Annotated in this window: 24 protein-coding genes; 14 read left to right on the plus strand and 10 right to left on the minus strand. The window is 67.3% G+C overall.

The genetic code is table 11. From position 1 onward, the window contains the following. The first annotated feature begins 35 nt into the window (after positions 1-35). Entirely contained in the window at positions 36-1,712 is a 1,677-nt protein-coding gene (locus DMB37_RS32850; RefSeq protein ID WP_240771759.1) for a DUF885 family protein, read from the plus strand. Positions 1,713-1,730: 18 nt separating this feature from the next. Here the strand turns inward: DMB37_RS32850 and DMB37_RS32855 are convergent, their stop codons facing one another. After that, positions 1,731-2,366 (minus strand): hypothetical protein, encoded by a 636-nt coding sequence (locus DMB37_RS32855; RefSeq protein ID WP_135235988.1) that lies wholly within the window; start codon positions 2,364-2,366, stop codon positions 1,731-1,733. A 154-nt stretch (positions 2,367-2,520) separates the two neighbouring features. Here DMB37_RS32855 and polA point away from each other — a divergent pair, with 154 nt between their 5' ends. Then, positions 2,521-5,265, plus strand: coding sequence for a DNA polymerase I (gene polA, locus DMB37_RS32860; RefSeq protein WP_135235989.1), 2,745 nt, complete (start codon positions 2,521-2,523; stop codon positions 5,263-5,265). An 11-nt stretch (positions 5,266-5,276) separates the two neighbouring features. On the opposite strand, the gene DMB37_RS32865 is transcribed toward polA, so the two are convergent. The 3 genes from DMB37_RS32865 to DMB37_RS32875 all read right to left on the minus strand — a co-directional run bounded on the left by DMB37_RS32865 (position 5,277) and on the right by DMB37_RS32875 (position 6,499). After that, positions 5,277-5,609, minus strand: coding sequence for a hypothetical protein (locus DMB37_RS32865; RefSeq protein ID WP_135235990.1), 333 nt, complete (start codon positions 5,607-5,609; stop codon positions 5,277-5,279). Between the two features lie 22 nt (positions 5,610-5,631). Further along, positions 5,632-5,940: a hypothetical protein gene (locus tag DMB37_RS32870; RefSeq protein WP_135235991.1), complete on the minus strand. Its 309-nt coding sequence runs from the start codon at positions 5,938-5,940 to the stop codon at positions 5,632-5,634. Between the two features lie 163 nt (positions 5,941-6,103). Then, the gene (locus DMB37_RS32875; protein ID WP_206055055.1) at positions 6,104-6,499 is read right to left on the minus strand and encodes a nuclear transport factor 2 family protein; all 396 of its coding nucleotides are present in this window, start codon (positions 6,497-6,499) and stop codon (positions 6,104-6,106) included. Between the two features lie 127 nt (positions 6,500-6,626). Between DMB37_RS32875 and DMB37_RS32880 the strand changes: the two genes are divergently transcribed. After that, the gene (locus DMB37_RS32880; protein WP_135235992.1) at positions 6,627-7,253 is read left to right on the plus strand and encodes a TetR/AcrR family transcriptional regulator; all 627 of its coding nucleotides are present in this window, start codon (positions 6,627-6,629) and stop codon (positions 7,251-7,253) included. 17 nt (positions 7,254-7,270) lie between these two features. Here the strand turns inward: DMB37_RS32880 and DMB37_RS32885 are convergent, their stop codons facing one another. Together DMB37_RS32885 and DMB37_RS32890 are read right to left on the minus strand one after the other, a co-directional pair. After that, positions 7,271-8,008 carry a MerR family transcriptional regulator gene (locus DMB37_RS32885; RefSeq protein WP_135235993.1) on the minus strand — a complete coding sequence of 246 codons (738 nt, stop codon included), beginning with the start codon at positions 8,006-8,008 and terminating at the stop codon, positions 7,271-7,273. Between the two features lie 80 nt (positions 8,009-8,088). Further along, positions 8,089-8,988 (minus strand): alpha/beta fold hydrolase, encoded by a 900-nt coding sequence (locus tag DMB37_RS32890; RefSeq protein ID WP_135235994.1) that lies wholly within the window; start codon positions 8,986-8,988, stop codon positions 8,089-8,091. Positions 8,989-9,220: 232 nt separating this feature from the next. Between DMB37_RS32890 and DMB37_RS32895 the strand changes: the two genes are divergently transcribed. Both DMB37_RS32895 and DMB37_RS32900 read left to right on the plus strand, forming a co-directional pair. Then, complete coding sequence (locus DMB37_RS32895; RefSeq protein WP_135235995.1) at positions 9,221-9,715, plus strand: carbonic anhydrase; 495 nt, start codon at positions 9,221-9,223, stop codon at positions 9,713-9,715. 513 nt (positions 9,716-10,228) lie between these two features. Next, positions 10,229-10,663: a 2-keto-3-deoxygluconate kinase gene (locus DMB37_RS32900; RefSeq protein WP_107655279.1), complete on the plus strand. Its 435-nt coding sequence runs from the start codon at positions 10,229-10,231 to the stop codon at positions 10,661-10,663. Between the two features lie 57 nt (positions 10,664-10,720). Here DMB37_RS32900 and trxA read toward each other — a convergent pair whose 3' ends face one another. Next, positions 10,721-11,095, minus strand: a complete 375-nt coding sequence (gene trxA / locus DMB37_RS32905) for a thioredoxin (RefSeq protein ID WP_135235996.1) — start codon at positions 11,093-11,095, stop codon at positions 10,721-10,723. Between the two features lie 314 nt (positions 11,096-11,409). Here trxA and DMB37_RS32910 point away from each other — a divergent pair, with 314 nt between their 5' ends. The 4 genes from DMB37_RS32910 (at position 11,410) to DMB37_RS32925 (ending at position 15,296) form a co-directional block, all read left to right on the plus strand. After that, entirely contained in the window at positions 11,410-12,498 is a 1,089-nt protein-coding gene (locus tag DMB37_RS32910) for an isocitrate/isopropylmalate dehydrogenase family protein (RefSeq protein WP_135235997.1), read from the plus strand. Between the two features lie 125 nt (positions 12,499-12,623). Then, a complete protein-coding gene (locus DMB37_RS32915; RefSeq protein ID WP_167769008.1) occupies positions 12,624-13,544 on the plus strand; it encodes an ABC transporter substrate-binding protein in 921 nt (306 codons plus the stop codon). Between the two features lie 4 nt (positions 13,545-13,548). Continuing rightward, positions 13,549-14,508, plus strand: coding sequence for an amino acid ABC transporter permease (locus DMB37_RS32920; RefSeq protein ID WP_135235998.1), 960 nt, complete (start codon positions 13,549-13,551; stop codon positions 14,506-14,508). A 35-nt stretch (positions 14,509-14,543) separates the two neighbouring features. Continuing rightward, complete coding sequence (locus tag DMB37_RS32925; protein ID WP_135235999.1) at positions 14,544-15,296, plus strand: amino acid ABC transporter ATP-binding protein; 753 nt, start codon at positions 14,544-14,546, stop codon at positions 15,294-15,296. Positions 15,297-15,399: 103 nt separating this feature from the next. Here DMB37_RS32925 and DMB37_RS32930 read toward each other — a convergent pair whose 3' ends face one another. Further along, positions 15,400-16,299, minus strand: coding sequence for a LysR family transcriptional regulator (locus DMB37_RS32930; protein WP_135236000.1), 900 nt, complete (start codon positions 16,297-16,299; stop codon positions 15,400-15,402). 71 nt (positions 16,300-16,370) lie between these two features. Between DMB37_RS32930 and DMB37_RS32935 the strand changes: the two genes are divergently transcribed. The 3 genes from DMB37_RS32935 to DMB37_RS40785 all read left to right on the plus strand — a co-directional run bounded on the left by DMB37_RS32935 (position 16,371) and on the right by DMB37_RS40785 (position 18,905). Beyond that, positions 16,371-17,732: an FAD-binding oxidoreductase gene (locus tag DMB37_RS32935; protein WP_135236001.1), complete on the plus strand. Its 1,362-nt coding sequence runs from the start codon at positions 16,371-16,373 to the stop codon at positions 17,730-17,732. A 123-nt stretch (positions 17,733-17,855) separates the two neighbouring features. After that, a complete protein-coding gene (locus DMB37_RS32940; protein WP_135236002.1) occupies positions 17,856-18,740 on the plus strand; it encodes an SPFH domain-containing protein in 885 nt (294 codons plus the stop codon). Positions 18,741-18,752: 12 nt separating this feature from the next. After that, positions 18,753-18,905, plus strand: a complete 153-nt coding sequence (locus tag DMB37_RS40785) for a hypothetical protein (protein WP_167769009.1) — start codon at positions 18,753-18,755, stop codon at positions 18,903-18,905. A gap of 86 nt (positions 18,906-18,991) precedes the next feature. Here DMB37_RS40785 and DMB37_RS32945 read toward each other — a convergent pair whose 3' ends face one another. Continuing rightward, positions 18,992-19,735, minus strand: coding sequence for a MerR family transcriptional regulator (locus tag DMB37_RS32945; protein WP_240771760.1), 744 nt, complete (start codon positions 19,733-19,735; stop codon positions 18,992-18,994). Positions 19,736-19,826: 91 nt separating this feature from the next. On the opposite strand from DMB37_RS32945, the gene DMB37_RS32950 reads away from it, so the two are divergent. Further along, entirely contained in the window at positions 19,827-21,101 is a 1,275-nt protein-coding gene (locus DMB37_RS32950) for an erythromycin esterase family protein (protein WP_240771761.1), read from the plus strand. Here the strand turns inward: DMB37_RS32950 and DMB37_RS32955 are convergent. Continuing rightward, positions 21,079-21,930 carry a class I SAM-dependent methyltransferase gene (locus DMB37_RS32955; RefSeq protein ID WP_135236003.1) on the minus strand — a complete coding sequence of 284 codons (852 nt, stop codon included), beginning with the start codon at positions 21,928-21,930 and terminating at the stop codon, positions 21,079-21,081. The genes DMB37_RS32950 and DMB37_RS32955 overlap by 23 nt on opposite strands. A 245-nt stretch (positions 21,931-22,175) precedes the next feature. On the opposite strand from DMB37_RS32955, the gene rpsA reads away from it, so the two are divergent. Further along, positions 22,176-23,657, plus strand: a complete 1,482-nt coding sequence (gene rpsA, locus DMB37_RS32960) for a 30S ribosomal protein S1 (protein ID WP_135236004.1) — start codon at positions 22,176-22,178, stop codon at positions 23,655-23,657. The last annotated feature ends 37 nt before the right edge of the window (positions 23,658-23,694 follow it).

Below are 23,694 nucleotides of genomic sequence, written 5' to 3' on the forward strand. Positions count from 1 at the left end.
GGCCGCAAGGCCGTCCTCGAGGCATGATCGTGACCATGAATGGTCACGATGAGCTGACAGGTCTGGCCGAGCGGTACTGGGACACCTTCCTGGCGGCCAAACCCAGCGACGCGACACTGCTCGGCGATCGGCGCTTCGACGATCGCGTCGAGGATCTGTCCGCCGCGGCCGAACAACAATTGCTGTCGACCTGGCGTGACCTGTTGCGCCAGGTCGACGCGCTCGACGCCGAGCGGCTCGACCCCACCGATCGCACCACCCGCAGCCTGCTGCGCACCGAATTGGCGGGCGCCATCCAGCGGCTGGAGTGCCGTCCACTGGAGATGGCCTCCGATCAGATGGAAGGCGTGCACGCCTACCTGCTGACGATGGCGCCGCAGACCAACGCGCCGGAGCCGGCCAACGCGCTCGCGCTGGTGCAGCGCTTCCGGCAGTTCGACACCATGCTCGCGCAGGCCGTCGATCGGTTCCGGGACGGGTTGGCCGCGGGCCGCACGCCCCCACGGATCACCCTCGAGCGGTCGCTGAACCAGCTCGACGGATATCTGGCCTCGGAGCTGGCCGAGGATCCGTTCGTCACCCTCACCGGTCCGCCGAACTGGGCGAGCGAGGCGAACTGGCGCGCCGAATTGACCGAGGTGGCACGCGATGTCATTCGCCCGGCGTTCCAGCGCTACCGGGAGGTGCTGTTCAACGAACTGCTGCCCGCGAGCCGGCCGGATGACAAGGCGGGCCTGTGCTGGCTCGGCGCCGACGGGGAGGACATCTACCAGCGCCAGCTGCGCTACCACACCACCTTGCCCGAGCTCGGTGCCGACGAAATCCACGAGCTGGGCCTGACCGAGCTCGCCGCGCTGCGCGAGGAATACGCGACGATCGGCGAGCGGCTGTTCGGCACCGCCGACCTCGGCGAGATCTTCGCCAGGCTGCGCGATGATCCCGAGCTGTGTTACATCGACGGCGAACAGATCATGTTCGACGCGCGCCACGCGCTGACCTCCGCGAACGCCCAGGTGGGCGATTGGTTCGGCAGGCTGCCCAAGGAATCCTGCGACATCGTGCCGATGCCGGAGTTCCTCGCCGCGGACGCCCCTGCGGCGTACTACTTTCCGCCCGCCGCGGACGGTTCCCGGCCGGGCACCTACTTCGTCAACACCTATCATCCCACCGGCCGCGGGCGGTTCGAGACGGCCGCGGTGGCGTTCCACGAGGCCATCCCCGGCCACCACCTGCAACTCACCATCGCCAACGAACTCGACCACCTGCCGCGGTTCCAGCGCCAGTCGTACGCGAACACCGCGTTCGTCGAGGGCTGGGCGCTCTACACCGAGCGGCTCGCCGACGAAATGGGTTTGTACGAGGACGATCTGGGCCGCCTCGGCATGCTGTCCGGCGACTCCATGCGCTCCTGCCGCCTCGTCCTCGACACCGGCCTGCACGCGAAAGGCTGGAGCAGGCAGCAGGCCATCGACTTCATGGTGGCCAACGCGCCTGCAGGCATCGCCGAGATCACCACCGAGGTCGACCGCTACATCGGCATGCCGGGCCAGGCCGTCGGCTACAAGATCGGCCAGCTGGAGATCCGCAGGCAGCGCCTCGCCGCCACCGAACGCCTCGGCAGCGCCTTCGACATCAAAGCCTTCCACGACATAGTCCTCGGCTCCGGTTCCCTCAGCCTCCCGGTCTTGCGGGAACTCGTCGCAACCTTGTAACCCCCTGCGCCGCCCGCCTCAGAATTCTTCCTGCGGCGGGCGGCGCCGGATGCCCTCGGGGGTGAAGGAGAAGGACGCCGCGAACGGCCCGGCGCCGTAGCGGACCGCGAGCAGGATCGGCCCGGCGTCCCTCGGTCGGGTCTGGCAGTCGTTCCACAGATGGAAGAAGACCATCGGCTCCGACTTGTCCTCGGTCGCGTAGGCGAGGGTCTTCTCGTACCACGGGTTCGTCCCGCCGAACAGCACACTGGGTGGGCCGAATGCCGCGACGACGTCGTCCCAGCTGCGATCCTGCGCGACGAACGTGTCGATCGCGGCGCGCAGACTCGTGTACTCGTCGGTGGTCAGCGCTCGGTCCATAGTCAGCCAGCCGCGTTGCCGAGCGGCTTCGGCATACATCGAGGGCAACGCCGAGCGGAGGTTTTCCGGGAGGTGGCGGTGCAGCGCGCCTTTGACGCCGATGGGTGTGAAAGCGTTGCGCGCCTGCCAGGATTCGTGCAGGTCCTGCAGCCCGTTGTCGGTGTCTTCGAGGAAGAACAGGTGGTGGAAGAGGGTCCATAAGGCTGGCTCACCGCCGTACATGCCGAGCCGCCGCAGCATGAGATTGACCTCGTCGATCAGATGGGCGTGCATCGCTTCCGCGGAACGAAGCATCGAGATTTCCCTCCCTGTGACCCAGCTGCCCGCGCAGCGGACCCCATCGTATGACGTGATGCCGACACGTTCTCGGCCGACGAACGTGCGGGGTTTCGGGGTCGGTGGGTGTCGGCGTATCACCTTGTCGGTGCTGGTCCCTAGACTCTGGGGCGTGAGTTCACCCACGACTGCTCAGCGTCCTGTCACCGCGTCCGGCTCCAGCGAATCCGCACCGGGAGACCGGCCGACTCTGCTGTTGCTGGACGGGCATTCGATCGCCTATCGCGCGTTCTTCGCGCTACCGGCGGAGAACTTCAAGACGGTGACGGGGCAGACCACCAACGCGGTGTACGGGTTCACCGCGATGCTGATCAACCTGTTGCGCGACGAGAAGCCGACGCACATCGCGACGGCGTTCGACGTGAACCGCAAGACGTTCCGCACCGAGGCGTACCCGGAGTACAAGGCGAACCGGTCGCAGACCCCGGACGAGTTCCGCGGGCAGGTCGAACTCACCAAGGACGTGCTCGGCGCGATGGGCATCCCGGTGATGGCGATCGAGGGCTTCGAGGCCGACGACATCATCGCCACGCTCACCACCCGGGCGGTGGACGAAGGCTTCCGAGTGCTCATCGTCTCGGGTGACCGCGACGCCATCCAGCTGGTCAACGAGAACGTGACGGTGCTCTACCCGCGCAAGGGCGTCTCCGACCTGACCCGGTTCACCCCAGACGAGGTGTTCGCCAAATACGGCCTCACCCCTGCCCAGTACCCGGACTACGCGGCGCTGCGCGGCGACCCGAGCGACAACCTGCCCGGCATCCCCGGCGTCGGCGAGAAGACCGCGGCCAAGTGGATCCGCGAGTACGGCGACCTGAACTCGCTGGTGGACAAGGTGGACGAGGTGAAGGGCAAGGTCGGCGACGCACTGCGCGCCAACCTGAGCAGCGTCATCCTGAACCGTCAGCTCACCGAGATGGTGCGCGACATGCCGCTGCCGTACACCCCGGACCAGCTGGCGCAGCAGCCGTGGGACCGCAACAAGATCCATCAGCTCTTCGACGACCTGGAGTTCCGCGTGCTGCGGGACCGGCTGTTCGAGACACTGGCCCCGAAGGAGCCCGAAGCCGAGGCGGGCTTCGAGATCAGCGGCGGCGCGCTGGAGGTCGGCGCGGTCGCCGACTGGCTCACCGAGCACGCGAAAGCCGGTGTCCGGCAGGGCGTCTCGATCGTCGGCTCGGGCACCCCCGGCAACGGTGACGTGCGCGCTTTGGCCATCGCGGCGGGCGACGGTGAGAGCGGCTACATCGACGTCTCGATCCTGACCCCGGAAGACGAAGCGGCACTGGGCGCCTGGCTCGCCGACCCGGCCGTGCCGAAGGCGCTGCACGAGGCGAAGGCCGCCATGCACGCGTTGCGCGGCCGCGGCTGGACGCTCGGCGGGCTCACCTGCGACACCGCGCTGGCCGCCTACCTGGTCCGCCCAGGCCAGCGCAGCTTCAACCTCGACGACCTCTCGCTGCGCTACCTGCGCCGCGAACTGCGCGCCGAAACCGATGAGACCCCCCAGCTTTCGCTGCTCGACGACGAGGACACCGTCGACGCCGAACTCGCGCAGACCGAAATGCTGCGCGCCAGGGCCGTCGCCGACCTCGCCGACGCACTCGACACCGAATTGCAGCAGATCGAGTCCGTCCCGCTGCTAGAGGACATGGAACTGCCGCTGCTCAGCGTGCTGGCCAACCTCGAGGACGCGGGCATCGCGGTCGACACCGACCAGTTGGAGACGTTGCAACGCCAGTTCGCCGACAAGGTGACCGATGCGGCCAACGCGGCCTACGAGGTGATCGGCAAGCAGATCAACCTCGGCTCTCCCAAGCAGCTGCAGGTGGTGCTGTTCGACGAGCTCGACATGCCGAAGACCAAGCGCACCAAGACCGGTTACACCACCGACGCCGACGCGCTGGAGTCGCTGTTCGAGAAGACCGAGCACCCGTTCCTGCAGCACCTGCTCGAGCATCGCGACGCGACGCGGCTGAAGGTGACCGTCGACGGTTTGCTGAAATGCGTTGCCGACGACGGACGCATCCACACCACCTTCAACCAGACCATCGCCGCCACCGGCCGGCTCTCCTCCACCGAGCCGAACCTGCAGAACATCCCGATCCGCACCGACACCGGCAGGCAGATCCGCGACACCTTCGTCGTCGGCGCCGGCTACGAGTCGCTGATGACCGCGGACTACAGCCAGATCGAGATGCGCATCATGGCGCACCTGTCCGCCGACGAAGGCTTGATCGAGGCCTTCAACTCGGGTGAGGACTTGCACACCTTCGTGGCGTCCAAGGCCTTCGACATCCCGATCGCCGAGGTGACCCCGGAGCTGCGCCGCCGGATCAAGGCGATGTCCTACGGGCTGGCCTACGGCCTGAGCTCCTACGGCCTGGCCGCCCAGCTGAAGATCAGCACCACCGAGGCCAAGGAGCAGATGGACGTCTACTTCGACCGCTTCGGTGGCATCCGCGATTACCTGTACGAGGTGGTCGAGCAGGCCCGCAAGGTCGGCTACACCTCGACCCTGTTCGGCCGCCGCCGCTACCTGCCCGACCTGGACTCCAGCAACCGGCAGCGCCGCGAGGCCGCCGAGCGGATGGCGCTAAACGCCCCCATCCAGGGCACCGCCGCCGACATCATCAAGGTCGCGATGATCAACGTGCACAAGGCGATCGAGGCCGCGGGCCTGCGCTCCAGGATGCTGCTGCAGATCCACGACGAATTGCTGTTCGAGGTCGCCGAGGGGGAACGGGAGACCCTGGAGGCGCTGGCCAAGGAACAGATGGCCGCCGCGATCCACCTCTCGGTGCCCCTCGACGTCTCGGTCGGCACCGGTCGCAGTTGGGACAACGCCGCGCACTGAGGCGGGCGCGGTCAGGTCGCAGACGCCGGACCGCGTTCGGCAGGCTCGGCGAGCGGGAGGCGGACGAACGCGCCCGTCCCGGTGTCGATCCGGTGCGGGCCACGTAGCGCGTCGGGGTTGTCGCTGACGGCGACCTTCAGTTCCCTCGTACGGTGACCGACTCCGGCGGCGCTGGTCCGGGCGGCTTCGATCGCTTCGGCCTCGGGGATGGCGCGCCCGCCGGCGAAGACGACCGCGGCGTGCTGGTGGACGATTCGGCCGGACTCGGCGTCGTACAGCGCCACGGTCAGGACGGTGTCGATATCTGGCGCCTGCCCGGCGCCTTGAATGAATGGAAGTTCCATCTCGGCTCCTCGGTGTGTGGGGTCAGGCCCAAATGAACCAGTTGATGACCACATCGGTGTGGCAGTTGTAGGAGATCAGCAGCCCGTTGACCTCGGTGATGTTGCTCGAGTAAAAGGTCGGCGTATGGGTCGGTAGCTCATGCTGGGAACCATCCGCTGTCCGGTAATGGGTCCAGCCCGCGATGGCTTGCGCGATCGGGGTCGCCCACTCGTCCAGGTCATATCTGGAGGACAGGGCGATTTGCACGACGGCAGTTGTCGGCGGGAACGAGTACTGGATGCTGAGAGTCTGGTTCCACGCGTGTTGCCAGGCTATCCACTGGTTCTTCATATGTTCGCCTCTACCTAGCCCGTTGAACTATGGCGCTCGCGACGAGCTGCCGTTCGCAGCGTGCCAGGGGAGGGCGGTGGTGGCCGAGGATCCAGTCCGCTCAGCGGACCGGATCGCCGGCGTCGCGTATCAGGAATCCTTGCCGCCGAAGGGATTTGCCGACTCAGGCGATATCGGCGGGTGCCGCCAGTGCGGCCTGCATCGCCACTCCGTCTACGTAGGAGTGCTTTTCCCGCACCGCGCCGTTCTCGATCAGGACCAGGTCCGCGAGGTCGACCTCTACGGGGTTGCCGGCGACCGAGGTGCCGGTGAGCCGCCACTGGACCACCCAGAAGTCGTCGCCGACCCGCAGATTGACCAGGTGGAAGGTGAGATCGGGGACCAGGGCGAAGGTTTGCGCGGCGGCGGCGCGGATTTCGGCGCGGCCACGCGCGGGCTCGCTCCCGGAGTGCAGGTGGAATATCGAGTCGGGCGTGTGCAATTCGACGATGCGGTCGGGATCGCGGTCGACCCAGCAGGCGTGATAGCGCTCGAACAGTTCGGTGGTTTTCGCGGACATAATGCTGAATCCTTCTGAAATACAAACAGTCTGACTGTATGTTCCTGGATACCGGCACCGCCGGTCAAGGGGTGCGGCGGCTCGGATCGAAGCCGGGTTCGGTGCTGCCCTAGACTTCGACGTCGCTATGAACGCTGATCGTCGAACCCAAGCCGAACGTTCGGCCTCGACCCGGGGTGCGGTGATCCGGGCCGCGCGAGAACTGTTCGGGCAGCACGGATATGGCGCGGTGAGCACGGTCGCGGTGGCCGAGGCGGCCGGAGTCAGTCGTGGTGCGCTCTACCACCAGTTCAGTGAGAAGCGCGAGCTGTTCGAGGCGGTATTCGAAGATCTCGAACGCAGCCTGGTCCAGGTGATCGGTACCGCGGTCGCCGCGTCGCACTCCGATGATCCGCTTGCCGACCTGATCGTGGGCTGCCTGGCGTGGTTGCAGGCCTCGACCGCTCCGGAAGTGCAACGGATCGCGCTGCTGGACGGCCCTGCGGTGCTCGGCTGGCGCCGGTGGCGGGAGATCGAACTGCGGCACACGATCGGCCTGGTGGAGAACGCGTTGGCCGGAGCCATCGCCGCGGGGCGCGTCAGGTCCCAACCCGTGCGACCGCTGGCGCTGGTCGTCGTCGGCGCGCTGGACGAGGCCGCGCAATACCTCGCGCACACCGAAGACGACATCGCGGACACCGCGGCGGTCCGCTCGGTGATCGAGCAGCTCATCTCGGGCCTCGCCATCGACCCGGAGCCTAAGCCTGCCGAGTAGTTCCCTAGCGATCGAGGTCAGCCGCCGGACGCGGCGGTGCGCCGTTGCTCGGCGCGGTGCGCGAGCACCTCGAGGACACGCTGCCAGGCCGGTGACGCCTCGGAGATCTGTGCAGTGACCAGCTTCAGGTATCCGGTCGCGCCGCCGTCGCGTTCGTGCCGGATCTCCCAGGCGTCCAGATCATCGATGAGTTGATCCAGACGTGGGTCGTGCGGATCCCACCGGACCGCTTGATCGCAGGCGAGATACAGGCGCAGCGTTTCGGGGTCGGCCAAACCGGCGTTCTTGTCGCGTATCCGCTGCGGCATGACGTGTGGCTCCAGTGCCTGCATCAGGATCCATGCGTCGCGTTCGAGGCGCACCCGCTGCTCGCTCACCCCGAGGTCGCGCATCCGGTCCAGGATGGCGACCACGTCGGCGGGCAGGACAAGGCTTTCGCCACCGGCCAATTCCGCGATCCGGCGGCGGTATTCGCTGAGTTCGTCGATCTTGCGTCGCAACGCGGCGTCGATGTCGGTGATGGCGGCGGCGAACTCGGTCGGCTGGGCGTGCAGCAGCGCATCGATACGGGCCAGCGGCACACCGGCATCGGCGAGCGTCCTGATCCGGATGAGATCCACCGCCGCCTGCGCGCGGTAGCGGCGATAGCCCGACGCGTCGCGTTCGGGTTCGGGCAACAGACCGACCTGGTGGTAGTGCCGGACGGTGCGCACGGTCACGCCGGCGGTCGCCGCCAACTGGCCGATCGTGAGCACCGTCCTCCTCGGATCTTCGCGAAATATGATCGCGCCGAGTCTAGGGCGGTACGCCGACAGGACCGCCGGAGTGGGTGCACTCAGCCGGCTGCCCGCTCGATCACGTCGCGAATCGCTTGGACCACGGCATCGGGGCGGTCGAAGCACAGCCGGTGGTGCACGGTGTCGGAGAGGATCCGTTGCTCGCCGTGCGAGACCGAACCCACCAGTGCCGCGTCCATTCGCTGACGGCCGTCCTGCATCGCGCGCGATGTCGCCGCATCCTGCGTGGGGTCCGCGCCCACCACGCTGAGCGCGACCACCGGCACGTCCGGAAGGTTCGGTCCGGCCTGCAATTCGGCCGCGAGCGCGGCCAGCCTGCTGCGCTCGGCGATGCCGACCGCGCGCCATTCGGCACTGTCCTTTGCCTCGATCAGCGACTCCCGCACCTGCTCCGGGTAGTCCGCGAACAACTCGGCGTTCATCGCACGCATGACCGGGCGCAGCTGTTCGAGCTGCGCAGGACCGGGTGCCTGCCGCTCGAACTCGGCAAAGGACGCCGCCGGTGGCATGAAGTCGTCCCAGTCACGGTGCAGGCCGTCCAACCAGGCCAGCCCGACGACTTCCTGCGGGTACAGCTGCGTGAACCGATGCGCGTAGAAGGCGCCGAGGGAGTGCGGCGCGAGCACGTACGGGGCGGGGATCTGCTGGGCGTGCAGCAACTCGTGCAGTTCCGTGGCGACGGCGGTGACGGTGCGCGGCAACGGGATCGGATCGCTGTAGCCCGTGCCGCCACGGTCGTACAGCACCGCGGTGGTGAACTGTGAAACCTGTTGCTGGACAACGAAATAGTCCAGACCGACGGCGCTGGCGCCCGGCAAGAACACGACGGCAGGCCCGCCGCTACCCGACCGGTGCAGGAAGATCCGGCGGCCTCCGATCTCCTGGAATCCGCCGATCGGGGGAGCGAGCCGAGCCGCGGAGGTGGTGTTGTTGATCATGCGTAAAGCCTCCGACCCTGACGCAGCGTCAGGGTCAAGCCGAACCTCGATTCGACGATCCCGGAGCTGCCGCACCTGCCCAGCCCCGCAATGTGAGGCGAGCATGTGTCGCTGTCGGCACGCCAGTAAACGAATCACGGTGAGCGGGACCGGTCCGCTCGCGCCCGCGCGTATTTATCGTGGGCCACGCCACATATAAGCAGCCACGCATACCTGACGCAGGGGACCGCCCATGACCGTGACCGATGAGTATATGCAGAACAACGCTGCCTACGCGAGCAGCTTCACCGGCCCGCTGCCGCTGCCGCCCGCCAAGCATGTCGCGGTGGTCGCTTGCATGGACGCCCGGCTGAATGTCTATGGGGCGCTTGGCATTCAGGAGGGGGAGTCGCACGTCATCCGGAACGCGGGCGGCGTGATCACCGCCGACGAGATCCGCTCGCTCGCGATCAGCCAGCGCCTGCTCGGTACCCGCGAGATCATCCTGATCCACCACACCGACTGCGGCATGCTCACTTTCACCGACGACGACTTCAAGTCGTCGATCCAGCAGGAGGTCGGCATCAAGCCGGAGTGGGCGGCGGAGGCGTTCACCGATCTGGAAACCGATGTGCGGCAATCGATTGCCCGCATCGTCGCGAGTCCGTTCGTGCCGCACAAAGACTCGATCCGCGGCTTCATCTTCGACGTGGCGACCGGAAAGTTGAACGAGGTCGTCGCCGACTGATCCACCGCACTTCGTGCAAGGTCCTTCGATCGGACCACGTCACGCGATCCGGGTCCACTGGGCCCGGATCTCGTCGTTTCACGAGCGCGACACGCCCTCCCGACACGCTCCCGCAGATGTCACGTAGATGGCGCCGAGCTGAACATGTGCCGCACATAACGGCCGTGATCGGCCCGCATTGCCGCTCTGCAGCCCTGAGCTGGGCAAAGGCTACCCGCCGGTAGACAAATCGGGCATCGAATATGGTTGCTATTGCGCTGAGATGTCCCTATCCTCAAGCGCGTGCCGAATCCCGCCGACCGCCACAGCGCAGCGCTCAACGTCGCAGACCGCGACAGCGCCGCGCTAATTCCGCTTACCGCGATGGTGGCGCAGCGGCGACTTCTCCTCGTAGTAACCCGCCGTAGCGGGGTCTGATTCGGACCGGCCCCCTCGCTGCGGGCTGAATGACTTGTTAGTGCTGGTCCCCTCTGTCAACTGAGCCACGACATTCCTCGGGAAGACCTACTTTCAATGACAATCCTCACTCTCGATACCCACGCGTTCCATGCCGCCGCCCCCAAGGGTCTGCGCCACGAAAGTGCCGACCTCACCCCGGCGCAGTTCCACGACCGCTACTGCGAGCACACCGGGCCGATTCGGCTCGGTGACTGGTCGCCCGCGGGTAGCCGCAGCGCCGATTTCGCCGTGACGCTGGAGTTCACCGACCACCTGCGGACGGTGGTCGCCTCCGGCAGCCTCGTCGCGGCGATGACCTCGGCCCTCTACGAGGAGGGCTACCACGTCGAAATTCTGCAGTTCCACCAGCGCCGCACCGGCGAGGGCACCGCGACCTTCGTGCAGTGTGAGTGCAACGGCCGGCGGGGCTGGGGCGCCGCCCTGGCCGACGACAGTGCGGAATCGACGGTTCGCGCGATGATTGCCGGCGTCAATCTGCTCGGTAGCTGACACAGCAGAAGGGCCGTTCCTCGCACGCGCGACGAACGGCCCTTGTGATTCGGCGAGTTACTGCTCGGCGCCGGCCTGCTGCTCGGCGAGCTGCTTGCGCACCTCGTCCATGTCGAGCTCCTTCACCTGGGTGACCAGGTCTTCCAGCGCGGCGGCGGGCAGCGCGCCGGGCTGCGCGAACACCAGCACACCCTCCCGGAAGGCCATGATGGTCGGGATGGAGCGGATGTTGGCGGCGGCCGCGAGCCCCTGCTCGGACTCGGTGTCGACCTTGCCGTACACGACATCGGCGTGCTTCTCCGAAGAGGCCTCGAAGGTGGGTGCGAAGCTCTTGCACGGGCCGCACCACTCAGCCCAGAAATCGACGAGTACCACGTCGTTTCCGGTGACTACCTCGTCAAAATTCTGCTGGGTCAGCGTCTGGGTGGCCATGACGTCCTCTCGTATTCGGTATGCCGACTACAACGCCGGCCATTGCCTAAATCATCCACGGCCGATCGGCGCGCGCGGCACCGATCGCCGTCCTCTGGCCGTATACCCAGGCTTGCGGTCAGGAAATCCCGCCTGACCAGATGGTCTCCGGACGGTAGCGGTCGGTGGGTCGGTGCGCCGCCGGGCGGGGCGCGGCGCGAGGATGAGGTGGTGAACCAGAAACGCCATATTCGGACAGCGCCGAGCGTGAGCCGGAGTGAGCGGCGGCGCGCGGTCTCGCGCACGACGGAGTCGAGCGTCGGCGAGCGGCGATCGTGAGCGCGGGGACCGGGCTACCGGTGCGGCTGGGACTGATCGACGGCGACGGCATCGGGCCGGAAGTGGTGCGGGCCACCCGACAGGTCGTCGACGAGGCGGTGTCGGCGGCGGGTGCCGCGCCGATCGAATGGGTGCCGCTGCTCATGGGGCACCGGGCCATCGAAGAACACGGCGACCCGTTGCCGGAGCAGACCTTGCAGGCGTTGGACGGCGTGGACGCTTGGATCCTCGGCCCGCACGACAACGCCTCCTACCCGGCCGAGCACCGCACTGCGGTCGCGCCGGGCGGTGCCATTCGCAAGCGTTTCGGGTTGTACGCCAACATCCGTCCGGCCCGCGCGTTCGCCGGCGTGCGCGCGGCGGCCCCGAAAATTGATCTGGTGATCGTCCGGGAGAACAGCGAAGGTTTCTACGCCGATCGCAATATGTTCGCCGGGTCGGGGGAGTTCCGGCCGACCGAGGACGTGGCGATGATGGTCGGCGTGGTGACCAGGCAGGCTTGTGAGCGGATTGCGCACGAGGCCCTGCGGCTCGCCACGACGCGCCGCAAGCGACTGACCATTGTGCACAAGGCCAACGTGCTGCCGATGACGATGGGTCTGTTCCGCGACGTGTGCTATGAAATTGCCCACGCCTATCCCGGGGTCGAGGTCACCGACGAGCACGTCGACGCGACGGCCGCCCATCTCGTCCGCGCGGCCGCCGATTACGACGTGCTGGTCACCGAGAATCTATTCGGCGACATCCTCTCCGACCTGGCGGGCGAGCTGAGCGGTTCGCTCGGCCTGGCCGCGTCGCTCAACTGCTCGGCCACCCACGCCATGGCACAGGCGGTGCACGGCGCGGCGCCGACCATCGCGGGGCGCAACCGCGCCAACCCCGCAGCCTTGCAACTGTCGGCGGCAATGCTGTTGCGCTGGTTGGGGACTCGCGACCGGCGCGGCGACCTCCAGCACGCCGCCGAACGCATCGAACGGGGTGTCGCCGCCGCGTTCGAAGCGGGCATCGCCACGGCGGACCTGGGCGGACAGGCATCGACCAGCGAGTTCACCGAACAAGTTTGTGCTAGGGTCCACCGCCGGTAGTCAGAGTGTGGTAGCCCGGAGTGTTCAGCAAGGAACGGATGAAAGTTCCGTTACTGTCCAGCACGAAGCGTCTCGGTCGCTTAGATTGCCAACGGGTGGTGACACCCGGGTTTCTTGAATCCGAAATGTGGAGGGCTGCTGTGTCTGTTCGATCGGTTCTTGGCAGGCGCGCCCTGCAGGCGGTGTGCGTACTCGCCGGAGGCGCACTTGTCCTGACGGGCTGTAGTAACACCGAAGACTCCGGACCCGCCGTGGAGAAGGTGAAGGTCGAGAAGAACGACTCGATCGCGGCGCAGCTCCCCGACAAGATCAAGCAGTCCGGCAAGCTCGTTGTCGGGGTGAACATTCCGTACCAGCCCAACGAGTACAAGGATCCCAGCGGCAAGATCGTCGGTTACGACGTCGACCTGATGGATGCCGTCGCCGCCACCTTGGGTGTGAAGGCCGAGTACCTCGAGTCCGCCTTCGAGAAGATCATCCCCACCATCCAGGCCGGCACCTACGACGTGGGTATGTCCTCGATCACCGACACCAAGGAGCGCGAGCAGCAGGTCGACTTCACGACCTACTTCAACGTGCGCACCCAGTGGGCGCAGCAAAAGGGCAAGCCGGTCGACCCGGACAACGCTTGCGGTAAGCGGGTCGCCGTGCAGGCGACCACCATCCAGGACACCGACGACCTCCCGGCCCGGAGCAAGAAGTGCCAGGACGAAGGCAAGCCCGCGATCGACATCAAGTCCTTCGAGGAGCAGAGCGCCGCGACCAACGCGCTGATGCTCGGCCAGGTCGACGCCATGGCCGCGGACCTGCCGGTGACGGTGTACGCGATCCAGAAGAGCGAAGGCAAGATCGAGAAGACCAGCGCGGCGGCCTACGGCGCGGCGCTGTACGGCTGGGCCGTGGCCAAGGGTTCGCCGCTGGCCGCCGTGCTGCAGCAGGCCGTGCAGAGCCTGGTCGACAACGGTAAGTACCTGGAGATCGCCAAGAACTGGGGCGTCGAGGAAGGCGCCATCACCAAGTCGGTCATCAACGGCGCCGCGAGCTGATCGAATGACCTCGAACGAAACCAAGCCGGAGCCCGGCGACCCCGGGCCCGGTGTGGCAGAGGATCCCAACGAACCGGAACCGATCAAAGCGGTTCCGCTGCGTAGGCCCGGCCGGTGGATCGCCGCCGCGGTCATCCTGGTGCTCGTCGGACTGTTCGTCTACGGTGCCGCGACCAATGAGGCATACCAGTGGGGTACTTACCGGAAGTACCTGTTCGACAGCCGGATTCTCGCCGGTGCGGTGGTCACCCTCGAACTGACCGTGCTCGCCATGGCGATCGCCGTCTCGCTCGGCACGCTGCTCGCGGTGATGCGGCTGTCGCCGAACCCGGTGCTGCGCTCGGCGGCCTGGGTGTATCTCTGGATCTTCCGTGGCACACCGGTTTTCGTGCAGTTGGTGTTCTGGGGCCTGTTCCCGTCGCTGTACAAGCAGATCGTGCTCGGCGTCCCGTGGGGCCCGCACCTGTTCGAGCTGAACGTGCAGAACATGCAGGCCGCGTTCACCTTCGCGGTGATCGGCCTCGGGCTCAACGAAGCCGCCTACATGGCCGAGATCGTGCGCGCCGGGATCAATTCCGTCGGTGAAGGACAGCGTGAGGCCTCGACCGCGCTCGGCATGTCCTGGAGCCTGACCATGCGCAGGACGGTGCTGCCCCAGGCGATGCGGGTGATCATCCCGCCGACCGGCAACGAGCTCATCGGCATGCTGAAGACCACCTCGCTGGTCACCGCCTTGCCGTTGAGCACCGACCTCTTCGGCCGGGCCCGCGAGATCTACGGCGTGAACTTCCAGCCGATTCCGCTGCTGCTGGTCACCGCCACCTGGTACCTCGCGATCACCAGCGTGCTGATGGTCGGGCAGTTCTATCTGGAGCGCTACTACTCGCGTGGCCTGTCCAGGCAGCTGACCGGTAAGCAGCTGCAGGATCTGGCCGACGCCCAGACGATTGTGAAGGCGAAATGAGTGCGGAGACGAGTGTCGGCAAAGACACTCAACCGATGATTGTCGCGGACCGGGTCTGCAAGAACTTCGGCGCGCTGCAAGTGCTCAAGGGTGTCTCGCTGGAGATCGGGCGCGGCGAGGTGCTGTGTGTGATCGGGCCGTCCGGTTCGGGCAAGTCCACCTTCCTGCGCTGCATCAACCACCTCGAGCAGGTCAATGCCGGTCGGCTCTATGTGGACGGCGAACTCGTCGGCTACCAGGAGAAGAACGGCAAGCTCTACGAGCTGCATCCGCGCGAGGCGGCCCGGCAGCGGCGCGAAATCGGCATGGTGTTCCAGCATTTCAATCTGTTCCCGCACCGCACCGTGCTGGAGAACGTGATCGAGGCGCCGATCCAGGTCAAGAAGGTCCGCAAGGCCGATGCGATGGCCAAGGCGCAGGAGCTGCTCGACCGAGTCGGCTTGGCGGAGAAGGCGAATGCCTACCCCGCCCAGCTGTCCGGCGGCCAGCAGCAGCGCGTGGCCATCGCCCGCGCGCTCGCCATGGACCCCAAGTTGATGCTGTTCGACGAGCCCACCTCGGCCCTGGACCCCGAGCTCGTCGGCGAGGTACTCCAGGTCATGCGGGAACTGGCCCAGTCCGGCATGACCATGGTCGTGGTCACCCACGAAATGGGCTTCGCCCGTGAGGTAGCCGACAAACTGGTCTTCATGGACGCCGGTGTGATCGTCGAAGCAGGCGCCCCCCGCGAGCTCCTGGCCAACCCCAAACACGAACGCACCCAAGCCTTCCTGTCCCGCCTCCTCTAACTCGCTGAGCCGCACACCCTTTGCCTGAGCCGCACACCGCCTATACCGGGTGTGCGGTGGCGCGAAGGGTGTGCGGCTTACTTTGGCGCGAGTGCTTTCGATGTCAGGGTTTGGCGTGCAGTGCGATGCGTAGCTGGCCGATGAGGACTTTTGCCGCGGGGGCGGCGGGGCGGTCGGTGCGCCAGGCCAGAGCTAGCCGGCCGCGCAGCTCGGGGTGGACGATGCGGATCGTGCGTACGCCGAGGGCTTTTGCCTCGGCAGGGGTCAACTGCGGTACGACGGCGATGCCCAGGCCGCGGGCGGCCAGCTGGAGCAGCAGTGGGGGAGCGGCGGCTTCGAAGGCGATGTTCGGCTCGAACCCCACTGCCGCGCAGGAGCGTTCGAGGACGCCGCGGATGCCGGTGCCCGGTGGTAGGCAGATCAGCGGGTGATCGCGCAGGTCGGCGAGTGGAATTTCGGCACCGTGGGTTCGGTCGTCGGCGGCTACCGCGGCGACGACGGCGGTTTCCAGCACCACGTCCAGGCCGATGCCGTAATCCATTGCCGCGCCGGTCAACCCGACCAGCGCGACGTCCAGTTCGCCGCGGCTCAGCGCGGTCAGCATGCGTTCGGAGGTGTCCTCGGTGAGGCTGATGCCGACCTGGGGGTGGTCGTCGTGGAAGTCCGCGAGTACGGCGGCGACGTCGAGCTCCTCGGTGGCGGCGCCGGAGATCAGGCCGACCCGGACGTGACCGCGCAGCAGGCCGGTGAACTCGTCCACGGTCTCGGTGATGCGTTCGGTGGCGGCGAGCGCGGCGCGGGCGTGCTTCAGCACCGCGGCGCCGATCTCGGTCGGCGTCACCGTGCGGCCGCCGCGGTCGAGCAGTTGCTGGCCGAGCTCGCGTTCGAGCTGGCGGATCTGTGCGCTCAGGCCCGGCTGCGCCAGGTGCAGGCGCGCGGCGGCGCGGGTGAAATTGGCTTCCTCCACCACGGTGACGAAGTAGCGGAGCTGACGCAGTTCCATAACTGTTGATTCTAACTTCGAGAAGATCTATTTGTTGTACTTCTGATGTGAGGGCGAGCATCGTCGAGTGCATGGGAAACAACGCAGCGCACACCATCGACAGAGACACCTTCACCGGCCCGGTCTTCCGTCCGGGTGACCCCGGTTACGACGAGGAGATCAGCGGCTTCCAGACCGCTTACACGCACCGGCCCGCGTTGGTTGTCGGCGCAGTACACGCCGAAGACGTTCGCGCCGCGGTGGAATACGCCGCGCGGCAAGATCTTCCGGTCGCGGTGCAGGCGACCGGGCACGGCCTGTCGGTCGCGGCCGACGGGGGAGTGCTGATCAGCACTCGCCGGATGACCGGCATCGACATCGACCCCGCGGCCAGGACGGCACGCGTCGGCGCAGGCGTGCGTGCCGGTGCGCTGGTCGCCGCCGCCGCGGCGCACGGCCTCGCGCCGCTGAACGGTTCCTCCCCTTCGGTCGGCGTCGTCGGCTACCTGCTCGGCGGCGGAATCGGCCTGCTGGCAAGGGAATTCGGCTATGCCGCGGAGCAGGTGCGCGCCGTCGAGCTGGTCACCGCCGACGGCCGCGTGCGCAGGCTCGTCCCCGGCGACGAACTGTTCGGCGCGGTGCTGGGCAGCGGCGGCAACTTCGGCGTGGTCACCGCGATCGAGCTGGCGCTGCTGCCCGTCACCGAGGTGTACGGTGGCCAGCTCGTCTTCGATACCCCGCTGGTCGAGCAGGCCCTCGAGGTCTGGCGGCGGTGGACCGCAACGGTTCCCGACCAGCTGACCTCCACCGTCGCCACCCTGATCTTCCCCGACATCCCGCAGGTGCCCGCCCCGCTGCGCGGCCGGTACGTGGCCTCGTTCCGGATCGCCTTCAACGGCTCCGCTGCGGAAGGCGAACGGCTGGTCGCCCCGCTGCGCGCGGTGGGCGACCGCCTGAAGGACGACCTGCGCACGATGCCCTACACCGAGTCGCACACCATCCACAGCGACCCCGATCACCCGCACGCCTACGCCGCCACCAACGCACTGCTCGGCGAACTCACCGCAGAAACGTTGTCCGCCTTGCTCTCCGCCGCTGGACCGGACTCCGGCGCCGACGCGGTCGTCGACCTCCGCCACCTCGGCGGGGCACTGAGCAGTCCAGGCGGGAACGGCGCCGTAGTCGACCACCGCGACGCCGCCTACATCGTCCGAGTGATCACCGACCCCGACGACACCACCGCGGCCAAGGACAAAATCCGCAGTGCCCTCGCCCCGTGGACCATCGGCCACAGCCTCAACTTCCTCTACGGCGCGGGCGCCGACGCCGACGAGACCCAAACCCGCGCCGGATACGCCCCCGCCACCTACACGCGCCTCGCGCAGCTGAAGGCAAAGTACGACCCGCGCAACATTTTCCGCTTCAACCGCAACATCCGTCCCGCCGCGAGCTGATCCACCGCTGCCCTGGGAATCTCTGCCTCGAATTCCCAGGGCTCGGCTCCAGGAATTCGGTGGTGCCGACCGGCACCGCCGTCTGCTATCTTCGTGATATCACTTTGATACCTGGAGGATGTCATGAAGCTTCGGCCCGCATTACACGTCAACGGCTTCTTGGTGCTGGTGGCGTGGCTGGTGCTCACCCTGTTGTTCGGCGGCGCGGCGGCGCTCGGCTACATCGCGGCGGCGCAGAACGGCAACCTGCCCGCGCTCATCGGGGCGATCGTCGCGAGTTTCCTGGTGCTCGTGCTGCTGCTGTCGGCGACCGGCCTGATCATCGTGAACCCGAACGAAGCCCAGGTGGTCCAGTTCTTCGGCCGCTACATCGGTTCGGTGAGCGACCCGGGCTTCTACTCGGTGCTGCCGCTGACCGACCGTAAGCGAATCTCGTTGCGCGTGCGTAACTTCGAGACGCAGAAGCTGAAGGTCAACGACGCCGACGGCAACCCGGTCGAGATCGCGGCCGTGGTGGTCTACAAGGTGGTCGACAGCTTCAAGGCCGCGTTCGCCGTCGACGACTACGAGGAGTACGTGCAGACCCAGTCCGAAGCCGCGGTCCGGCACCTGGCCACCACGCACCCCTACGACTCGCACGACGACACCCGCACCAGCCTGCGCGACGGCAGTGAAGTGGCCGAGGAGCTCACCGTCGAGCTGCGCGACCGCACCATGCTGGCGGGCATCGAGGTGCTCGAGGCCCGCATCACCCACCTCGCCTACGCCCCGGAGATCGCCCAGGCCATGCTGGTTCGCCAGCAGGCCTCCCAGGTGGTCGCCGCTCGCACCCAGATCGTCGAGGGTGCGGTCGGCATGGTCAGCCTCGCGCTCGACCGGCTCACCGAGCAGGGTGTGGTGGAACTGGACGAGGAGCGCCGCGCCGCCATGGTCTCGAACCTGCTGGTCGTCCTCTGCGGTGACCGAGCGACCCAGCCCGTCGTGAACGCCGGCTCGCTCTACAACTGAGCGCCGAAGCCCATGGCTGAGCGCAAGAAGCTGCTGCTACGGCTCGATCCGGCCGTCCACGAGGCGATCGCGAAGTGGGCGGCCGACGACCTGCGCAGCATCAACGCCCAAATCGAATTCGCGCTACGGCTGGCGCTCGAACAGGCGGGCCGTAAACCTAAATGATGATGACGAGGTCCGGTGGCGAAGCGAGCTTCGCCACCGCTTCTCTATGAAAGGCCCTGCCCGGGAAGGAAATACGGCGGCGGGGCCTACTCGCGTTCGGCCGCCGCCGCGTCCTGTTCGGCGGACCGGTCTGCGCTGAGGTAGGCGTCCAGATGCGGGGCGGCGGCGAGCATGGCTCGGCTGCGGCGGTTGAGGCGGGTTCGCCATTCCTCGAGCACGTCCGACAGGTCCTCCGAATCGCCAACGGCGCGTAGGTGATCCACGAAGAGCTTGATGCGGGGGAGTGGGTAGCCGCCGCGCCGGAGTTGCCGGGTCAGGTGGGCGTCGCGCACGACATCGGGCGGGTAGATCCGGTAGCCGGTGGACCGTTCGCGGTGCGGGCGCAGGATGCCCGCGTCTTCCCACTTGCGCAGCGATGCGGGATGCATGCCGAGACGATGCGCCAGCGCGCCGATGGTGAGGCCGTGCGACCGGTCCTCGACCGGTCGTGGCGCGGCGGCCAGGGTGCCGAGGGCGGCGGCGACCTCGTCGAGCGTCTTGCGTTCGTGCAGCAGGTCGGCGTGCGCCTGGTCGATGAGGCGGAACAGTGCCGCTTCGTCGCCTCGGTGCGCGGCCCGCAACATCGCGGCCGATGTCTGATGCCCGTAACCCGCGCGCAAGGCGAGGAACGCGCGCAACGCTCGAGCGTGCGCCTCGGAGTAGCGGCGGTACCCGGCATCGCTGCGCTCGGCAGGCGGGAGGATTCCCTCGTCTTCGTAATTGCGTACCGCCTGGGTGGACAAACCGTGCTCACGAGCCAGGTCGGCGGGCCGCAGAGTTCGCGCTGCCATCTCCTCAGTTTGAGGGTTGACGCGTCTGTCTACCAGCCGACACGAGCAAAAGTCTCAACCGATTGTTCAACGATACGGTCGAAGGTACCTGATGGAACACCCAGAAAGGCACCGCATGACCAGGCAACTTTCCGTGCACGACATCGGCCTCCGCTTCGGCAGCGAAAGCACTGCCGGCGCGACCATCGGCCGATTCCTCGACACACTCGACTGGCCGCCCGCCCTGCTCGGCCTCGGCGAGCCGACTCACGGGGTCGAGGCTTTCCCGCTGCTGCGTAACGAACTGCTGAAGTATCTGGTCGAACACCACGGCTACCGCTCCATCGCCCTCGAAATCGACTGCGTCGCAGCGGCTGTCATCGACGACTACGTGCGGACCGGCCGCGGCGAGCCTGCCGAGGTTGTCGCGGCGGGCTTCAATCACGGCTGGGACGCGTGGGCGTCCAACCACGAGTTGGTTGCCTGGCTGCGCGACTACAACGCCGGCCGTGCTCCGCGACACCAGGTGCGCTGCTACGGATTCGACGCTCCGACCGAGATCACCGCTGCGCCGAGCCCCCGCGCCACGCTGCTGGGCGCGCACGCCTATCTGCGCGAACACCTACCCGCCGAACGACTTCCGCACGACGCCGAAACCCTCGACACGCTGCTCGGTGACGACGCCGACTGGGCGAACCCCGACGCGATGATGGATCCGAGCCGGTCCATCGGTCGCACCGACCGCGCCCGCACACTGCGGCTGGCCGCCGACGATCTCCTCGCGGTCTACACCACCGAGGCCCCCGGTCTGCGACAAGCCGGCTCCGACACCGACTTCGAGCGCGCATACCTGCTCGCCAGGATGGCGCACGGCCTGCTCCGCTACCACGCCGCAATGGCTACGCCCGGCCCCGACCGAGCCGCCATCCTGCTCGGCCTGCGCGACGGCATGATGGCGGACAACCTGCTCGACATCGTCCGCATCGAGAAGCATCGCGGGCCCTGTCTGGTGTTCGCCCACAACAGTCACCTCCAGCGGACCGAGTCGAGCTGGCAGGGTCAGTGGGAGGGTAAGGAGCTGTCGTGGCGCTGGTGGAGCGCAGGCGCGCTCGCGGCGGCGACCCTCGGTACCGAGTACGTCTTCATCGCGGCGGATTACGGCCGATGCGCGAATAGCCCGGCACCACAGGATGATCCGCGCAGCCTGCACGCCGTCCTCTCGGCCGCGACCACCGACCGGGCGTTGTTCCCTGCCCGATCACTCACCGCCGCCCTCGATCCGGACGTCACCGCGCGCGTCTCGACGGACCACCGCTACGGCCCGCTGTCTCCCGCGGCGCTCGCCGGAGCCGACGCCGTCGTCTTCATCGCGCAGGTTTCTCGGTGACGAAGATGGCGGTGCCGGGGAAGATCTCGCCGCGCAACGGGCTCCACTGACCCCACTCGCGGTCGAGCCACTCCGGCCAGTCCGGTTCGACGATGTCCACCACCAGCAACCCGGCGGACACGATTTCGCGGACCCGGTCGCCGATGGTGCGGTGGTGCTCGACGTAGGTCGGCTCACCCTCGCTGTCCACCTCGACGTAAGGAGTGCGGTCGAAGTAGGGGATGGCGGCGGTGAGCCCGGCCGGGCCGGGATCGTCGGGGAAGATCCAGCGCATCGGGTGGTTCACCGAGAACACCCAGCGACCGCCGGGCCGCAGCACCCGGGCGACCTCGCGCATCACCTGGGCGGAGTCGGCGACGAACGGAATCGCGCCGAACGCCGAGCAGGCCAGGTCGAACGATTCGTCGGCGAAGGGCAGGGTCTCGGCGCCCGCCTGGATCAGCGGCACCTGCGGCCCGCCCCGATCCATCGCGGCCCGGCCGCGCGCCAGCATGCCCATCGACAGGTCGAGCCCGACCGAGTGCGCTCCCTGCCCGGCCAGCCAGCGTGCGCACGGCGCCGACCCGCAGCCGATCTCCAGGACCCGCTTGCCCGCTACCTCGCCGAGGAAACGCATGTCGCCTTCGTGCAACCCCTCCGGGCACCAGACGAATTCGCCGTCTGGGGAATCCACGCCGAGGAAATCGGCGTGCGTCTCGTGATACTGGCCTGCGTCGGCGTCCCACCAGCGGCGACTGGCCTGTTGACTGGCGGCCGAGCTGATCCGGGTGCGCGCGGTTCCCGCGGTTCCGAGCAGTGTGTTTGCCTCTGCATGGCGATCTTCCGACACGCCGTCAGCGTATCCCGGCGTGGCGGCCGGACCGGTTTGCCCGCCTGGACCAAGGTCGCGTACGCTGAACGCGCGAGTGCCTTCTGTACAGCCGTACCGGAGTCAACCACCCGTGCTGAGTTTCACGTGCGTTACGTGCGGTACGTTCCTAGTGTCCGTCTTCACACCACCGCGGTGAATTCGCCAGCGTACCGAAAGTTCCAATGTCCGCAACCGACCACAATCCGTCCGGAGCAAACCGACATATGCCCACCACCGTCACCTCGCCGCAGGTAGCCGTCAACGACATCGGCTCCGCCGAGGATTTCCTCGCCGCCATCGACGCCACGATCAAGTACTTCAATGACGGCGACATCGTCGAAGGAACCATCGTCAAGGTCGACCGCGACGAGGTCCTGCTCGACATCGGTTACAAGACCGAAGGCGTCATCCCTTCCCGCGAACTCTCCATCAAGCACGATGTCGACCCGAATGAGGTCGTTTCCGTGGGTGATGAGGTCGAGGCTCTTGTTCTCACCAAGGAGGACAAGGAAGGCCGCCTGATCCTGTCGAAGAAGCGGGCTCAGTACGAGCGCGCGTGGGGCACGATCGAGGAGCTCAAGGAGAAGGACGAGGCCGTCAAGGGCACCGTCATCGAGGTCGTCAAGGGCGGCCTGATCCTCGACATCGGTCTCCGCGGCTTCCTGCCCGCCTCGCTCGTCGAGATGCGTCGTGTCCGCGACCTCCAGCCGTACGTCGGCAAGGAGATCGAGGCCAAGATCATCGAGCTGGACAAGAACCGCAACAACGTCGTTCTTTCCCGCCGCGCATGGCTCGAGCAGACCCAGTCCGAGGTCCGCAGCGAGTTCCTGCACCAGCTGCAGAAGGGCCAGGTCCGCAAGGGTGTGGTCTCCTCGATCGTCAACTTCGGTGCCTTCGTGGACCTTGGCGGCGTCGACGGCCTGGTGCACGTCTCCGAGCTGTCCTGGAAGCACATCGACCACCCGTCCGAGGTCGTCGAGGTCGGCACCGAGGTCACCGTCGAGGTCCTCGACGTCGACCTGGACCGCGAGCGGGTTTCGCTCTCGCTCAAGGCGACCCAGGAAGACCCGTGGCGTCAGTTCGCCCGGACCCACGCGATCGGCCAGATCGTGCCCGGAAAGGTCACCAAGCTGGTTCCGTTCGGTGCGTTCGTGCGCGTCGAAGAGGGCATCGAGGGCCTGGTGCACATCTCCGAGCTGGCCGAGCGCCACGTGGAGGTCCCGGACCAGGTTGTCGCGGTCGGCGACGACGCGATGGTCAAGGTCATCGACATCGACCTGGAGCGTCGCCGGATCTCGCTGTCGCTGAAGCAGGCGAACGAGGACTACCACGCCGAGTTCGACCCGTCGAAGTACGGCATGGCCGACAGCTACGACGACCAGGGCAACTACATCTTCCCCGAGGGCTTCGATCCCGACACCAACGAGTGGCTCGAGGGCTTCGACAAGCAGCGCGAAGAGTGGGAAGGCCGTTACGCCGAGGCGGAGCGTCGCCACAAGATGCACACCGCTCAGATGGAGAAGATGGCGGCCGACGCCGCGGCCGAGGCCGCGAACGGTGGCGGTTCGTCCAACTACTCCTCCGAGAGCGGCGGCAGCGCGCAGGCGTCCTCCTCGTCTTCCAGCTCGACCGAGTCGGCCGGCGGTTCGCTGGCCAGCGACGCGCAGCTGGCGGCTCTGCGGGAGAAGCTCTCCGGCAACGCCTGATAGACACCTGTGACGAAGGCCCCGGTCCACTGGACCG

It is taken from the genome of Nocardia sp. CS682 (assembly GCF_004634405.1).
Taxonomy (GTDB): Bacteria; Actinomycetota; Actinomycetes; order Mycobacteriales; family Mycobacteriaceae; genus Nocardia; species Nocardia ninae.

Bases quoted from the DNA above. Each gene is read 5' to 3' on its own strand.
- DMB37_RS40785 (WP_167769009.1), top strand. From the start codon at position 18,753: ATGGCTGAGCGCAAGAAGCTGCTGCTACGGCTCGATCCGGCCGTCCAC.
- DMB37_RS32855 (WP_135235988.1), bottom strand. From the start codon at position 2,366: ATGCTTCGTTCCGCGGAAGCGATGCACGCCCATCTGATCGACGAGGTC.
- DMB37_RS32935 (WP_135236001.1), top strand. From the start codon at position 16,371: ATGGGAAACAACGCAGCGCACACCATCGACAGAGACACCTTCACCGGC.
- DMB37_RS32925 (WP_135235999.1), top strand. From the start codon at position 14,544: ATGATTGTCGCGGACCGGGTCTGCAAGAACTTCGGCGCGCTGCAAGTG.
- DMB37_RS32920 (WP_135235998.1), top strand. From the start codon at position 13,549: ATGACCTCGAACGAAACCAAGCCGGAGCCCGGCGACCCCGGGCCCGGT.
- DMB37_RS32875 (WP_206055055.1), bottom strand. From the start codon at position 6,499: ATGTCCGCGAAAACCACCGAACTGTTCGAGCGCTATCACGCCTGCTGG.
- DMB37_RS32900 (WP_107655279.1), top strand. From the start codon at position 10,229: ATGACAATCCTCACTCTCGATACCCACGCGTTCCATGCCGCCGCCCCC.
- DMB37_RS32880 (WP_135235992.1), top strand. From the start codon at position 6,627: ATGAACGCTGATCGTCGAACCCAAGCCGAACGTTCGGCCTCGACCCGG.
- DMB37_RS32865 (WP_135235990.1), bottom strand. From the start codon at position 5,609: ATGGAACTTCCATTCATTCAAGGCGCCGGGCAGGCGCCAGATATCGAC.
- DMB37_RS32890 (WP_135235994.1), bottom strand. From the start codon at position 8,988: ATGATCAACAACACCACCTCCGCGGCTCGGCTCGCTCCCCCGATCGGC.
- rpsA (WP_135236004.1), top strand. From the start codon at position 22,176: ATGCCCACCACCGTCACCTCGCCGCAGGTAGCCGTCAACGACATCGGC.
- DMB37_RS32895 (WP_135235995.1), top strand. From the start codon at position 9,221: ATGACCGTGACCGATGAGTATATGCAGAACAACGCTGCCTACGCGAGC.
- DMB37_RS32870 (WP_135235991.1), bottom strand. From the start codon at position 5,940: ATGAAGAACCAGTGGATAGCCTGGCAACACGCGTGGAACCAGACTCTC.
- DMB37_RS32930 (WP_135236000.1), bottom strand. From the start codon at position 16,299: ATGGAACTGCGTCAGCTCCGCTACTTCGTCACCGTGGTGGAGGAAGCC.
- DMB37_RS32915 (WP_167769008.1), top strand. From the start codon at position 12,624: ATGTGGAGGGCTGCTGTGTCTGTTCGATCGGTTCTTGGCAGGCGCGCC.
- DMB37_RS32945 (WP_240771760.1), bottom strand. From the start codon at position 19,735: ATGGCAGCGCGAACTCTGCGGCCCGCCGACCTGGCTCGTGAGCACGGT.
- DMB37_RS32850 (WP_240771759.1), top strand. From the start codon at position 36: ATGAATGGTCACGATGAGCTGACAGGTCTGGCCGAGCGGTACTGGGAC.
- trxA (WP_135235996.1), bottom strand. From the start codon at position 11,095: ATGGCCACCCAGACGCTGACCCAGCAGAATTTTGACGAGGTAGTCACC.
- DMB37_RS32940 (WP_135236002.1), top strand. From the start codon at position 17,856: ATGAAGCTTCGGCCCGCATTACACGTCAACGGCTTCTTGGTGCTGGTG.
- DMB37_RS32950 (WP_240771761.1), top strand. From the start codon at position 19,827: ATGGAACACCCAGAAAGGCACCGCATGACCAGGCAACTTTCCGTGCAC.